General features: G+C 62.2%; 11 protein-coding genes. 4 read left to right on the top strand and 7 right to left on the bottom strand.

Going from position 1 to position 13,532, the window contains the following annotated elements; all coding sequences use genetic code 11:
* The first annotated feature begins 580 nt into the window (after positions 1–580).
* Genes dndB through dndE form a run of 4 tightly spaced genes read left to right on the top strand, consistent with a single transcriptional unit; the run spans position 581 to position 5,519 of the window.
* Complete coding sequence (dndB, locus tag QZ500_RS17110) at positions 581–1,693, top strand: DNA sulfur modification protein DndB (protein ID WP_295856888.1); 1,113 nt, start codon at positions 581–583, stop codon at positions 1,691–1,693.
* Positions 1,690–3,141: a DNA phosphorothioation system sulfurtransferase DndC gene (gene dndC / locus QZ500_RS17105; RefSeq protein ID WP_295856886.1), complete on the top strand. Its 1,452-nt coding sequence runs from the start codon at positions 1,690–1,692 to the stop codon at positions 3,139–3,141. The genes dndB and dndC overlap by 4 nt, the downstream gene beginning before the upstream one ends.
* A 3-nt stretch (positions 3,142–3,144) precedes the next feature.
* A complete protein-coding gene (gene dndD, locus QZ500_RS17100; protein ID WP_295856885.1) occupies positions 3,145–5,142 on the top strand; it encodes a DNA sulfur modification protein DndD in 1,998 nt (665 codons plus the stop codon).
* Positions 5,142–5,519 carry a DNA sulfur modification protein DndE gene (dndE, locus tag QZ500_RS17095; protein ID WP_295856883.1) on the top strand — a complete coding sequence of 126 codons (378 nt, stop codon included), beginning with the start codon at positions 5,142–5,144 and terminating at the stop codon, positions 5,517–5,519. Before dndD ends, dndE begins: the two co-directional genes overlap by 1 nt.
* An 8-nt stretch (positions 5,520–5,527) precedes the next feature.
* Here dndE and QZ500_RS17090 read toward each other — a convergent pair whose 3' ends face one another.
* The 7 genes from QZ500_RS17090 to QZ500_RS17060 form a co-directional block, all read right to left on the bottom strand.
* Entirely contained in the window at positions 5,528–6,502 is a 975-nt protein-coding gene (locus tag QZ500_RS17090; RefSeq protein WP_295856881.1) for an HNH endonuclease, read from the bottom strand.
* Positions 6,503–8,209, bottom strand: coding sequence for a hypothetical protein (locus QZ500_RS17085; protein ID WP_295856879.1), 1,707 nt, complete (start codon positions 8,207–8,209; stop codon positions 6,503–6,505). It lies immediately after the preceding gene.
* 556 nt (positions 8,210–8,765) lie between these two features.
* Entirely contained in the window at positions 8,766–9,815 is a 1,050-nt protein-coding gene (locus QZ500_RS17080) for a nitronate monooxygenase (protein ID WP_295856877.1), read from the bottom strand.
* A gap of 140 nt (positions 9,816–9,955) precedes the next feature.
* A complete protein-coding gene (locus tag QZ500_RS17075; RefSeq protein WP_295856875.1) occupies positions 9,956–10,630 on the bottom strand; it encodes a polymer-forming cytoskeletal protein in 675 nt (224 codons plus the stop codon).
* A 328-nt stretch (positions 10,631–10,958) separates the two neighbouring features.
* Positions 10,959–11,255, bottom strand: a complete 297-nt coding sequence (locus QZ500_RS17070) for an antibiotic biosynthesis monooxygenase (protein WP_295856873.1) — start codon at positions 11,253–11,255, stop codon at positions 10,959–10,961.
* Between the two features lie 93 nt (positions 11,256–11,348).
* Entirely contained in the window at positions 11,349–12,329 is a 981-nt protein-coding gene (locus tag QZ500_RS17065) for a tripartite tricarboxylate transporter substrate binding protein (protein ID WP_295856871.1), read from the bottom strand.
* A 63-nt stretch (positions 12,330–12,392) separates the two neighbouring features.
* Entirely contained in the window at positions 12,393–13,487 is a 1,095-nt protein-coding gene (locus QZ500_RS17060) for an isocitrate/isopropylmalate dehydrogenase family protein (RefSeq protein ID WP_295856869.1), read from the bottom strand.
* Positions 13,488–13,532: the final 45 nt, after the last annotated feature.

Below are 13,532 nucleotides of genomic sequence, written 5' to 3'. Positions count from 1 at the left end.
GCCTTGTGGTCCGGACCGGGTCGGTGGGTACTCCCCTCCGCGAATGTCCCCCGGCCTGCGGCCTCCTCCTTGATTTCGCTGCGGGGAGCACCTGCCGCCCCGGTCCTGCCGCTGTGACGGGCAGAACCGGCCGGCGCGCCGTGAACGGGCCGACGGCCGAACCGCAGGCCTCCGTGCACCAGCGCTCGGTTCGACGGGGATGGCGGGCAGGCGGATAGCGTAGGTTTCCGGGGGACACGGAGCTATCCGCCTGCCCGGCGTCCCTGCTGGCTTGCGCTTAACCTAAAACTGAAGACTGCCTCTGATCAACCATTTGGCTCTAGATGGATCGGTAGGCTTTGAAACCATGTCTCACTTAGTCTGAACTATCGGTTTTTCGTTTCACTCAACTTTGAGTTTTCTGAGTTGGCGACGCGCTCGCCAAGCAGCGCAGTACATACCGGACAACTCAGCGCCGCCGTTTGGCGCATCATCCACGCCCTGATCGCCCTAGGAAGTCAGAGCGTTTAAACTAACCATGTTTGTCGACAGACCGACGTACGTACGCCATCAAGGTGACGAGCGTACCTAGAATACGGTAATGTCACACGAGTTCTCCTTTGTATTTCCTGCCATTCGAGGCGTCCAGGCAGGCCGGGAGTACTACGTATCCATGTGCCCCCTGCGCCTCCTCCCTAGGCTCTTTCTTTTCGATGAAGAAGAGCTCATGCCTGAGGTGCGAGCACAGCGCTCGTTGAATAAAGCGCGTGTGCCTGAGATTGCGCGGTATATCACCGACAACCCCAACAGCTACACGTTCTCAGCTATCACCGCGTCAGTGGACGGTGGCGTTCAGTTTGAGGCGCTGGGCGCTGGCCCTACCAATTTCCGCATGGGCACGTTGACCGTATCCATGGAAGCCAAGTTCATCGTGAACGACGGCCAGCATCGCAGGGCTGCAATCGAAGCTGCGCTTCAGCGCGCGCCCGAGCTAGGCGACGAGACGATTGCGGTCGTGTTTTTCATCGATCGAGGGCTTGAGCGCTGCCAGCAGATGTTTGCCGACCTAAATTGCGCAGTACGTCCCTCTGCTTCGGTTCGAGTGCTGTATGACCACCGCAGTGACTCGGGCAACGTGGCCAGACACCTCAGCATGCAGTCGCCGATCTTCCGTGACCTCATCGAAACCGGGAAGTCATCGCTATCAGCGCGCTCGCGCAAGCTGTTCACCTTGAGCGCATTGAACTTTGCAACCGTCGAGCTGCTGTCCGAGGAGGAGCTCCAAGACTTCACCTCAGCAATCAAGAAGTCCATGGAGTTTTGGACGGCCGTTGGTGAGCAGATGCCAGCCTGGTCGCTGGTGCGGGAGGGCCGGATGACGTCCGGCGAAGTTCGACGCGACTTCATTCATTCCCACGCCATAGTGCTCCAAGCTCTTGGTCGTGTAGGCCGCTCGCTTTACGAGTACCCGCCGGAAGAGCATGCATGGCGCCTAAGACGCCTGCGCACCATCGACTGGTCTAGAAAGAACGCGGCGATGTGGGAGGGGCGAGCCACCACCGGGTGGTCTGTTCAGAACTCAGCGAAGAATGTCGTTTTAACTAGCAATCAGATTAAGCAGGTGTTGGACCTTGAGTTGACTGCCGAGGAGTCCGCCGCCGAGAACGCGATGTTGGAAGCTCGTAAGGCCCAACGTCGTGGAAAGAGAACATGACTACGTCCGTTGAAGACATCGTTGCCGAAATTCAGTCGTTGTACCGCTCAGATGACGTGCCCTGGATCGTGGGCTACAGCGGTGGCAAAGACTCCACAGCTTCGCTACAACTGGTGTGGAAGGCCTTGGCCGGACTCAAGCCAGAGGAGCGAAAGAAAGAGGTGCACGTCATATCGACGGACACGCTAGTGGAGAACCCCGTTATCGCCGCCTGGGTCGATGTCTCTCTAAAGAGCATTGAGGTCGCTGCGCAGGCGCAAGGGCTTCCCATCCTGTCCAGACGTCTTACGCCCAGCCTTGAGAACCGCTTTTGGGTCAATCTCATCGGCAAGGGATACCCAGCGCCGAGACCTAAGTTCCGCTGGTGTACGGACCGCCTGAAGATCAGTGCGTCCACTAAGTACATCCAGGACCTGTCTGAGAACAACGGCGAGGCCATCCTCGTGCTAGGCCAGCGCCGCGGCGAGAGCCAACGTCGTGACAAGACGATGGACCAGTACTCAGGTAGCACCCGTGACCGCCTGAGCAAGAACAAAGACCCGCGCTTGTCGCGTGTCTGGGTCTACCTACCCATCGAGACATGGACCAGCGACGATGTATGGGAGTACCTGGTGACTGAGGACAACCCTTGGGGCATCAACAACCGGGAGCTGCTGGACATCTATCGCGGCGCGACGCCAGACGCCGAGTGCCCCATCGTCGTCGACACCTCGACGCCGAGCTGTGGCGACAGCCGGTTCGGCTGCTATGTCTGCACCATGGTGACGCAAGACAAGTCCATGCAGGCTATGGTCCAGAACGACGAGCAGAAGCAGTGGATGCAGCCTATCCTCGACTTCCGCAACACCCACTTGGCTGGTGAAGACCGCAGCGTGCGGGATTTCAGGCGCCTGAACAACCGACTGACGGTATTTAGAGGGGAGCTTGTTCACGGCCCGTACACCCAGGACTACCGCGCCAAGCTGCTGCGTGAGCTTCTCCGTACTCAGCTCAGCATTCAGACGTCTGGACACGCTGAAGGCAGCCGCATCGTACTTATCTCCATGGACGAGGTTGATGAGATTCGGCGCCTCTGGACGGAAGAGAAGGGCGAAATTGAGGACTTGGTTCCTGTCATCTACCAGGAAATTTACGGTGCAGCCTACCCAGGGAAGGAGCGAGAGCAAGTTCCGTTGGACGCTTCTGATCTGGGCATATTGAAGACAGTTGCTGGCGAGCTGGACCCCGGCGGTGCTGAGGAGCTCTACAAGCTCACCCGTGGATTGCTGGCTGTGCAGTTCCAGACGATGGACTCGAACAAGCGGTCCAAACACCTGGACCGGCTGGAAGAGACGCTGCGTCGGTTTGCCTTCCGCAATGAGGATGACGCGCGAGCATTCGCTCTGTCGGGGAATAGTTCTGATGGGCCTGTTGACACTAACGCAGACCCATCCAATGTGATTGCCTGAACGATGGCGAAGATAACGATTACGACGCTGGCCATTGCGAACTTCGGCCCCTATCGCGAGAAACAAGAGTTCGACTTACACGTCAAGACGAACAAGCCCGTCATCCTGGTCAAGGCGCTCAACGGTAGTGGTAAGACTACGCTGCTAACGTCACTCCAGGTTGGCCTGTACGGGCAACGCGCCATCACCAGCGGCCGCAAGAGCGAGTACGAAAGCCTTGTGCGCGCGCTGCTTCGTTCTGACGCGGACGGTCCGCATTTCGTTGAAGTTGGGATCAGCCATGACACCGCGGCCGAGCGTTTGGAGTACCTGGTCCGTCGCGAGTGGGTGGCTAGGGCCGACGGCGTTTCGGAGCAAGTGACTGTCTACACCGACGGCGCCAAGGACTTCGATCTCTCTGCCTCCTGGGATGAGTTCATAGAAGGCGTCCTGCCGGCGGAGCTTATTCAACTGTTCTTCTTTGACGGCGAAAAGATTGAGGCGCTGGCCAATCCTGACCGGTTGCCGGATCTGCTGCGTCGGGCGACGGAAGTCTTCCTGGGCATTGGCGGCATCGATGCCTTGGGCAATGACCTGAAGGCCGTCGAGCGCCGCACAGCTATCAAGAACCGGGGTGAGTCCGCAGAATTCGACGCAGCTCGCCAGCAGCTAGAGTCCTTGGAGAAGAACGTTGAGGTCCTGGCCTCAACTGTCGAAAGCCTTCGGCAGGAGCGCGGCTCCGCGCGCAACGACGTCGACATGGCACGCTTGGCGCTGGAGAAATTCTCGCGCCGTGCCGAGCGCAAGGGCAAGGCCGCCTACGAGGGCGCAGCAAAGATTAAGACAGCGGTGGCTGATGCCAATGCCAAGCTCGAAAGGGCGCGCAAGGAACTCGTCGACCTGATGTCAGACCCGGTGCTGCCTACGCTTTGGATCGGTGAGCTATGGGCCAAGTACCAGACGCAGTGGACAGGTGAGGTTCAGGCAAAGCAGGCTCGCCACTTGGCCGCGGAGTTCAAGAAGCGCGACGCTAGGTTGATCAAGCAGTTGGCCGCACGTGCACCAGAATCCATACTGCAGGACTTCAAGGCCGCCCTCGTGGATGACATGAAGGTCTATTTTGATGGCAAGTCTGAGAGGACTGTCGGATTCCAAGATGCAGACCCCGAGTTGTTGCGTTGGCGTGCGCTTGAGAAGCAGGCTGAGCTCAAGGACCAACTGCTGACCGTCATGCAAAATCAACGCGTTGCCGACAAGGCCGAGAAGGCCGTCGGAGAGATTCCTGCCAAAGAGCAGATGGCGTCGATTCTTTCTGAGCTGCAGGAGTACAGCAAGGTCGTGTCGGACGCAGAAACGAAGCTGGGCGACATCGAACGACGGCTTGCCGAGGCTGAGTTGCAATACGCTAACCAAAGCGTTCGCCTGCAAGGTGCTGAAAGCCGCATGGACAGCGAGTTTCGCGACAAGGCGCTGGAGGGTCGAAGCCTGGAAGCATCGAGAAGAGCGCGCCAGACGCTTGTACTGTTCAAGGAGCGCCTGTTGGCATCAAAGGCCGAGTGGCTCTCCAACATGATCACTGGTGCCTTCCAGGAGCTGCTGCGGAAGAAGAACCTGGTTGCCCGCGTGCTTGTGGATCCTGAGACCTACCGGGTCTCCATCAAGGACGGAAAGAACCGAGAGCTGCCGATGGAGCGCTTGTCCGCCGGCGAGCGTCAGTTGCTCGCCATCGCTGTGCTGAGCGCGCTCATCAAGGAGCGCAAAGGCCGCTTCCCAGTGGTCGTGGACACACCCCTGGCCCGCTTAGACCAGCAGCACAGGTCGCTGCTGATTAGCCGCTTCTTCGCCACTGTGTCCCACCAAGTCGTGGTGCTGTCGACCGACCAGGAGGTCGAAGGACCCTCTCACGAGACCATGCGCCAGCACACTACATCTGAGTACGTGCTGGAGTATGACGACACTGAGCGTCGGACCGAGGTCAACCGTGTTTCGATTGACCAGGTTGTGGCTAAGGAGGCCACGTGATGGACCGGCTTCGACTTTCTGCCACTGCGCGAAACCAGCTGGTCGCCCTCAAGCGCAGGACAGGCTTTGAGCACAACAACGTGCTGTGCCGCCACGCCCTGTGCCTGTCCTTAGCAAACGCCTCGACGCCGCCAGATGAAGACTTCAACTTCGCTGGCGGCATCGAGATTGAGTGGAGGGTGCTGACTGGTGGGCAGGATGCCCTGTACTACAACCTACTGATGGTGAGGCTGCTGGAGGAGGGCATCGCGCCAATAGAGGATGCGGTCCGCAAGGCTGCGCTTATGCACGTCCACCGCGGGCTGTCCTATCTCATGAGTAGGCAGGAGAAGGATCTGCTAGGGGAGTTGGCATCAGCGGTGGTGCTGGTCCGCTAAGCCGAAAGTCACTTCTTCCGGCCTCCCCACAACTTTTCGATGTCCTTCGAAGCCTGCCGGCGCTCGTTCTTGAACGGTAGGTGATGCTCGCAGCGAACAGTTAGATTCGTCGGGTTGGGCGAACCCTTCCAGTCCACTGGCGTTACAAACATCTCCGCATCTTTTGCGCTATGTGCGCATCCATCGAAGTGTTGGCAAAAGCCACGTAGAGCGAGGATGCGGATTGTCCAAAAGGGGTTAGGTAGCTCGAAGAGCTTGTGAGGCCCAATCAGGAACGCGTTTTCTGTTCGAGCTGCAAGAAACGGCGCCTCATATAACGACACCTTATCGCTCTTGTATTTGTTGCACCACCCGCACGCAATCCTGAGGTTGTTCTGACCGGAGCCGCCCGAGGCTACGGGGACGATGTGGTCTATCTCAATGCCCAAGTCCCGCATGACCAGGCCCCGCGGTCGGAAAACATCTAGCAATGCGGGAACAGTAATTGCTGCGGATCCCTTTACCTTTAGGAAAGCATCCACCGCAGGCTGCGAAAACTCGAAGCCACATATATAGCATCTAGGCGTTAGCGTAGAAGCGATAAGCAACTTTCTCGTGGCCGGACTCGCATAGTCGCGCTTGTGCGTCGCACGCAGCTTTTTGACTACGTCGTCAACGTGCGCAGTTATCGCTGATGCGAGTGCTTCACGTCGCGACTTTTCCACGGTTGCATACAGCTCATTTACTTTCTTGAGTGAGGTCTCGTAAATAGCCAGAGTGTCAAAGAGTGGATCGGAGGCAGCTAGATGTGGGCTAACCATCCCATCGAGAAACCAGCGCAGCCATAGCCGATTCTGGTCTGCGCGAAGGAGCGGCTCCTGATCCCGCATCAACTGTTGCGGAGAAGCCATGGCCGACATCGCAACAACGCTGTCGTACGCCCACGCGCTTGCTAAATCTACTGGCGCGCTGTTGATGAAGCTCGTCAGAATGTCGACAGACATCTACTGCGCCTTGTACACCTGGCTGAATTGACTAGGAGGCGGCGGTGTTCCTCCAGTCCGCCGGTAGTTCGCCCACAGCTTGGACCATTGCTTGCGCGTTCCCACAGAGTCCTTCTTCACTCCTGCGAGCTTCCAGTCTCTAGCGAAATATTGGGGCGTGGCGTACTCAAGCCAACTTGCCACCTCAGTTGTTACCGCCTCTATGCTGTCTAGCGGGGTCTTCATTTCTCGCAAATGGCAGAAGAAGTCTGCTGTAAGGATGTGAAGGCTGGGTTTATTGAAAATGTTTGATTCCCTTGGATTACCCCAATAATTCCTGGCATCTGGATTGTCCATCGAGGCGAGCAGGCCCCTAGTTGCTGTCCAAAACGCCTTAAACGCTGGTAGCCATGGACCATTGATGTCACGCCAGTAGTCGTAGGCCGAAACGTGATCGCTGGCCTGCCAAGCCTCGACGAGCTTCGACTTCTCCAACAAGTGGTTCCTCCACGTCTTCGCGTGGTCTAGGACTGGATCGTGATAAAAGCGAGCGCCCTCCAAGTCGCGGAATATTTCTGCAAGTGAGCCTACTACGCTCCAAGGAATTTTTCCTTTCGCTTCGTCATCCATACCTTTCGCAACGAGCCCAAAAAATGGGCTTGTGTGATCTCGTGAAAGGATAGAAATAATGCGGGATCCCTCTAGGGGAATCTCAGCGTCTTCCAGCCTTTTTGCAACTGTTGCCAACTCGCCCGCGGCCAAGCTTGTGGAAATGATGGTGCCGAGGAGCGCCTTCGGTACCGGAGTCGCCTTCTGATTGACAACGACATACTGAAAGACATGCTCCGCTGGAGACTCATTCATCAGCAGAGACACGGGCAGTCGTTTGGCGAACTTCGAAATCAGCAGTTTTCGGACTTCGCTAGCCGGAACTCCATCATTAATTAGCGCCTTAGCTTCTTCGCTTGCGCTGACAGCGTCGTGCGCCGCTAAGATTGCACCTGTAAGTCGATGCTGACCGTCCACAAGGATTACCGGTTTCAGATATGACTCCAGCATTCCACGCGAGAAGCCTTGGATCTGGTCACTTATCGCCAAATCTGGGATCTTGTCCGCGATGACTTCGCGGGCATAGAGCTCATCCCAGAACTCTGTAATCTGAGACTCGTCAAACAGGGCCTCCTCGGCAGCCTCCTGCTCTTGGTCGGCATCTTCCTGAGAATCGGCATCCAAGCCTTCGTCGGGCTGTGTAGCGGGAATCAAAAATCCGCCCTGCAACGCTAGTGCACCTTGAATGCTGGCTATCAGTTCCTCCGGGCGCGGTCGATCAGCCAAGCCTGGCACGCGTTGCTCAAGGGCTTTTCTTACAGAGCGCAATAGCTTAGTAATGGGAATCTTTGTAAGGTCAGTAGCGGTGATATCCACATGTCCGATGTTCGGGTCGGCGTCGCTTGGGACATAGGCAACCTCCAATCCTGGCGCCTGGCGAATTGCGCAAAGAAGGGGGTTCTGGATGACGTTTTCGGCAACAGAGAAGAACTTCCGCAAGGCGTCTTCCCTGCGCTGCGAAACAGTTCGTTGAAAGCCCGCCGTTTCGGCCGCGCCAAACGATAGCCGCTGGGGGATGCCCACCCAGTCGCCGATGTCATCCGCCGGCGCCGAGAAAAGTAGCAATTCCTTGGCGTTATCGACTTGCTTGACCCGAACGCATGCGTATGTTTTTTTCACTTGCTTTCCCTCTGAAATTTCTCTTAGAACAACGCCATCGACGTCTGAGTGCCCTCGACCTCAAGGCATCTTTTTGGATGCGAGGCGCTCCATGAACTCCTGGTGCAAGGGTAGCAGTTACTCATCTGAAGGCGGAGTGATCGACTGCTGGGGTAGTCCTCGCATCATCACTTGCACTCTGCCGCGACTGAAGGCCAACGCTGCTAAGCAAAGTAAGCATCGAGCTTACGGCGGCACCACCCGGATAACACGCACGATGAAGCGGTAGCCGCCCGCGGCAATGCCTATGGCGAGATCTGCTCTGGCGCCTGCTGCTTGAAGACACCGCGCACGCGCGACGTGATTTCCAAAGGATCGCCAATCATGTCTCCTACGACGGCTAAAGCTTTGGCGTGTGCTCGATTGGCGTGGAATACCAAGTCGTCGCCAACAACAACGAGAACCAGTTCTAAGTTAAGCGCAAACCGACAGTACCCACGTGCCCCGCCCCGCACAACCCCCCATCGCGCCAGCCAACCCCGCGGCCCAGCAGTACCCCAAAAACCGAAAGCGCGAACTAAACCGCGATCCCCTCCGCCAGCCCCCGCGTAATCTCCCCCGCCCCCACCCCCCGGCACCCGCGCGTGTTCTGCCCCGCCCACAGCGTCGAGAACCCATCCTGCCCCGCCCGCTCGGCCGCCGTCCGCAGCGGACCGAGGGCGGTGCCGGCGAGCGGAAAGGCCGGCGCGTCGCCGAGCGGGCCGCGTTCCTGCATCAGCCGCTGCACGATGCCGCGGGCCGGGCGGCCGGTGATCAGGTTGGTGAGCGCCGTGTGGGCCGCGCGCGGGCTCTGCAGCGCTGCGCGGTGCAGCGGGGTGGTGGTCGCTTCATGGCACAGCAGATAGGCCGTGCCGACCTGCACCGCCGCCGCGCCGAGCGCTCGCGCCGCCGCCACGCCGGCCGCATCGGCGATGCCGCCGGCCGCAACGACCGGCACCCGCACCGCCTGCACCACCTGCGGCAGCAGCGCGAACGTGCCCATCTGCCGGGTCAGGTCGTCGGACAGGAAATGCCCGCGGTGGCCGCCGGCCTCCAGGCCCTGGGCGATCACCGCATCGGCGCCGTGCGCCTCCAGCCAGACCGCTTCCTCCACCGTCGTGGCGGTGGACCACACCTCGCCGCCCCAGCCTTTCACCTGCGCGACCAAGTCGGCCGCCGGCAGCCCGAAATGGAAGCTCACCACCGGCGGGCGGAACGGTGCGATACGCGCGGCGACTTCGGCGGTGTAGGGCGCGCGGTTGGCGACCGGCGGCTCGACGGCCGGGTCGATGCCGAACTCGGCGTAATAGGGCGCGAGCGATGCGCGCCAGGCCGCCTCGCGCGCGGCGTCGGGCACCGGCGGGGTGTGGCAGAAGAAATTCAGGTTCCACGGCCGCCCGAGTTGTGCCGCCCGGGCCGACAGGATCTCCAGCTCGGCCTGCAACGCCTCGGCGCCGAGCATCGCGCAGGGCAGGGAGCCGAGCCCGCCGGCCTCCATCACCGCGCAGGCCAGGGCGCTGCCCTGCACCCCCGCCATCGGCGCCTGCACGATCGGCAGGGCAAGGGACGACAGGATGCGGCTGGGCATGGCGCGGACTCCGGTGGATGGGGTGCGGCCATTGTAGAAAGCCCCGTTTTGCATGAAAAACGCCCGCATGCGCTGGTCCGGCGGGCGTGAGTTGCTACGAAAAACGTAGCGCGCAGGGATGGGAACGGGCCCTGGCGGCGTCAGGCCACCGCGGCGATGGCGCTGCTGCCGTCGCGCTCGCGGGAGGACGCGTTGCTGCTGCTGCCGTATCCGCTCTTGCCGCCGGACGACGAAGCACTGGACGAAGAAGAGGATGACGTAGACGAGGATGCTGTCGCACCGACGCCGTACTGGATTTCGCCGCCGAGCTGGCCGCCTTCCTCGATCACGATCTTGCCGTAGCGCACCTTGCCGGTGACACGGCCGGTGGCGTAGATGACCAGCTTCTGGCGCGCGACGAGGTTGCCCTCGAACACGCCGTGGATCTCGGCGATGTCGATCTCGGCCGAACCCTTGAAGGCGCCCTGCTCGGAGATCTGGATCACCCGCGAATCCATCGTCGCTTCCACCAGGCCTTCGACCACGAGAGTGTCGCAATCCGTGATCTCGACGCCCTTCAGCTTGATGTTGGGGCCGACCGTCAGCTTGCTCGGGCTCTCGGTCACACCGTCCCGGGCCGTGGCGCCGGACGACACGGCACTGCTGCCGGCCGAACCGAACGGGCTGGCGATTCCCGCGGAGGCTGCGCCGCCCTGCGGCGTGGAAGAGGATGCGGCGCCGCCGGACGGCAGGGCCATCGACGACGAACCGGGGGTGGTGCGGGTGTTCAAGGGTTCGGCCTCTCGTTTGCCAAAGAAGGGGGATTGCAGTGCCATGGGTTCTCCGGAAAAGCCTTGATGCTAGGGATCACTTACCGGCAAAGCTCCACGTCATTTCGCAAGAGAGGTAACGCAATACATCGTAAGCGACGTACGGCACGGTCCTGTCAGCGGCAGGCGTCGCCTTCGCGTGCTGCCCTGTAAGGGCACCGCGCCGCAGCGACCGGACAGAAGCATTCGATTACGTCATCCGCCGCGCGAAGGGGAACCGCGCTGGGAAATCGACGCACATCGGTCGGGTCGGGTCGGGTCGGGTCGGGTCGGGTCGGGTGCACTGCCGCGTCTGAAACGCAGTCCGGGTAGACCGCACGCGAGAGTGCAGTGCTCAGGCGCCGCCGGCGACTTCCAGCGTGCGGATGCGCTTGTCGAGCACCCAGCCGCGGGTCTGCGCGTCGAAGGCCAGGAAGTGCGGCGACGCCAGGTGCGCGGCGATCGCGGCGGCGTCGTCGTAGCGCTCGTACAGGAAGAACACGCCTGCGTCGGCCGGATCGCGGCAGACGTCGAACTGCTGGCAGCCCGGCTCCTGGGTGACCGACTGGCGGGCGTTGTGGGCGATGGCGGCGGCGAAGGCCTCCGCATGGGCCGGGTCGATGCGGAAATCGACGATCAGGGCGAGGGTCATGGCGGGGAGCGACCGTGGAAGTGGGAGTAGCAGTGGGAGGACGAAGGGTAGACCGGCCGCTCCGGCGGCCGGCCGCCATCAGCGGGTGAAACGTCAGTCCAGGCTCAATTTGGCCTTCTGCGCCAGGTCGGCGAACTTCGCCATCTCGCCCTGGATCTGCGCGGCCATCTGTGCGGGCGTGTTGCCGACCGGCTCGGCGCCCATGTCCTGCCACTGCTTCTTCGTCTCGGGCTGGGCCAGGATGCGGGCCGCGTCGGCGTACACCTTGTCGATCACGGCCTTGGGCGTACCGGCCGGCGCCATCAGGCCGAACCAAGTGGCGATGTCGAAGCCGGGCAGGCCGGATTCGGCGAGCGTCGGCACCTCGGGCAGGGTCGAGGAGCGCCGGGCCGTCGCGACCGCCAGCGGCCGCAGCTTGCCGGACTTGATCAACGCATTGGCCGACGGGATGGTGTCGAACATCATCGTGATTTGGCCGCCCATCAAATCGACCAGTGCCGGCGCGCTGCCCTTGTAGGCGACGTGCAGCGTGTCGACGCCCTCCATCATGTTGAACTGCTCGCCGATCAGGTGGTGCGCGGTGCCGGCGCCGGTGCTGCCGTAGCTCAGCTTGCCGGGCTGGGCCTTGGCCTGCGCGATCAGCTCCTGCACCGTCTTCGCCGGGTTGGCGGCGGACACCACCAGCACGTTGGGCACGATCGCCAGCACCGTGATCGGCGCCAGGTCGCGGCCGAAGTGGTAGGGCAGCTTCTTGTAGACCGACTGGGCGATCGAGTGGTGCACCGCGCCCATCAGCAGGGTGTAGCCGTCGGGCGGCGACTTGGCGACGAAGTCGGCGCCGAGCGTGAGGCCGGCGCCGGGCTTGTTCTCGATCACCACCGGCTGGCCCCAGGCGTCCGACAGCTTCTGGCCGATGGCGCGGGCGATCTGGTCGGTGCTGCCGCCGGGCGGCGAGGGCACGACGATCTTCACCGGCTTGGCCGGCCAGGCGGCCGGTGCCTGGGCCTGCGCCAGCGTGCCGGCGAGCGAGAGGGCGGCCGCGAGCGCGGCGGTCAGGAAGGTTCTCTTGTGCATGGGTTGTCTCCGTCAGGGGGGAAAGCGGGCCGGCAACCGGGTGCCGGGCGGAAGGCGCGGACCTCAGGCGGTGCGCAGCGCCTCGACCACCGCGCGGGTGATGGCGACGGTCCCGTCGCTGCCGCCGAACTCCATCGGCCGGACCTGGCCGGAAGCGAAGACGTGTTCCACCGCGCGTTCGATCAGCGCGGCGCCGTCGGCCAGCCGCGCGTCGCCGCCGGGGCGGGCGGCCAGCCAGTCGAGCATCATCGCGGCCGACAGCAGCATCGCGGTCGGGTTGGCCTTGCCCTGGCCGGTGATGTCTGGCGCGGTGCCGTGCGCCGGCTGGAACAGGCCGACCGTGTCGCCGATGTCGCCCGAGGGCGCCATGCCCATGCCGCCGACCAGCGCCGCGATCAGGTCCGACAGGATGTCGCCGAACATGTTCTCGGTCACCAGCACGTCGTAGGTCCAGGGCTTCATCACCAGGTTGAGCGCCATCGCGTCCACGTAGCCGCTGTCGGCCGCCACGCCCGGGTGGCGCGCGGCCACGTCCTCGAACACCTTGCGGAAGAAGGCCATCGAGGCGAACACGTTGGCCTTGTCGACGTTGGTGACCCGGCCCGGCCGGCCCAGCCGCTCGGCCCGGCGCGCGGCGAGCTTGAAGGCGAATTCGCAGATGCGGTCGGTGCCCTTGCGGGTGATGCGCATCGTGTCGAACACCTCCTCGTCGCCGCGCACGTCGCCGCGGCCGCGGGCATAGAACAGGCCCTCGGTGCTCTCGCGCACCAGCACCAGGTCGATGTGGGCGGCCTGCGGATGCGCGAGCGGCGTGGGCAGGCCGGCGAAGGTGCGGATCGGCCGCACGCCGGCATACAGGTCGAAGTGCATGCGCAAATCGAGCTGCGGAATGATCTCGGTGCCGTCGGCGCCGCGCACGTGGGGCAGGCCCATCGCGCCGAACAGGATCGCGTCGGCCGCCTCGCAGGCGCGCAGCGTGGCCTCGGGCAGGGCGTCGCCGCTGTCGAGGTAATGCTGCGCGCCGGCCGGCAGCCATTCGAGCGCGAAGCCGGTGCCGATGCGCTGCGAGACGGCCTGCAGCACGGCCTCGGCCGCCTGCATGACTTCGGGGCCGATGCCGTCGCCGGCGAGCACGGCGATGCGGTGTTGCGTGTCCATGGAATCCTGTGGAAGAGAAGAAGAGGAGGAGGGGTAAAGCGAGGG

Source organism: uncultured Xylophilus sp. (assembly GCA_913776965.1).
Taxonomy (GTDB): Bacteria; Pseudomonadota; Gammaproteobacteria; order Burkholderiales; family Burkholderiaceae_C; genus Xylophilus.
The sequence above is the reverse complement of the archived record's forward strand: the minus strand, read 5'-3'. Positions and strand labels throughout refer to the sequence as shown.

Bases quoted from the DNA above. Each gene is read 5' to 3' on its own strand.
- dndD (WP_295856885.1), top strand. From the start codon at position 3,145: ATGGCGAAGATAACGATTACGACGCTGGCCATTGCGAACTTCGGCCCC.
- dndC (WP_295856886.1), top strand. From the start codon at position 1,690: ATGACTACGTCCGTTGAAGACATCGTTGCCGAAATTCAGTCGTTGTAC.
- QZ500_RS17065 (WP_295856871.1), bottom strand. From the start codon at position 12,329: ATGCACAAGAGAACCTTCCTGACCGCCGCGCTCGCGGCCGCCCTCTCG.
- QZ500_RS17080 (WP_295856877.1), bottom strand. From the start codon at position 9,815: ATGCCCAGCCGCATCCTGTCGTCCCTTGCCCTGCCGATCGTGCAGGCG.
- QZ500_RS17060 (WP_295856869.1), bottom strand. From the start codon at position 13,487: ATGGACACGCAACACCGCATCGCCGTGCTCGCCGGCGACGGCATCGGC.
- QZ500_RS17070 (WP_295856873.1), bottom strand. From the start codon at position 11,255: ATGACCCTCGCCCTGATCGTCGATTTCCGCATCGACCCGGCCCATGCG.
- dndB (WP_295856888.1), top strand. From the start codon at position 581: ATGTCACACGAGTTCTCCTTTGTATTTCCTGCCATTCGAGGCGTCCAG.
- QZ500_RS17075 (WP_295856875.1), bottom strand. From the start codon at position 10,630: ATGGCACTGCAATCCCCCTTCTTTGGCAAACGAGAGGCCGAACCCTTG.
- QZ500_RS17090 (WP_295856881.1), bottom strand. From the start codon at position 6,502: ATGTCTGTCGACATTCTGACGAGCTTCATCAACAGCGCGCCAGTAGAT.
- dndE (WP_295856883.1), top strand. From the start codon at position 5,142: ATGGACCGGCTTCGACTTTCTGCCACTGCGCGAAACCAGCTGGTCGCC.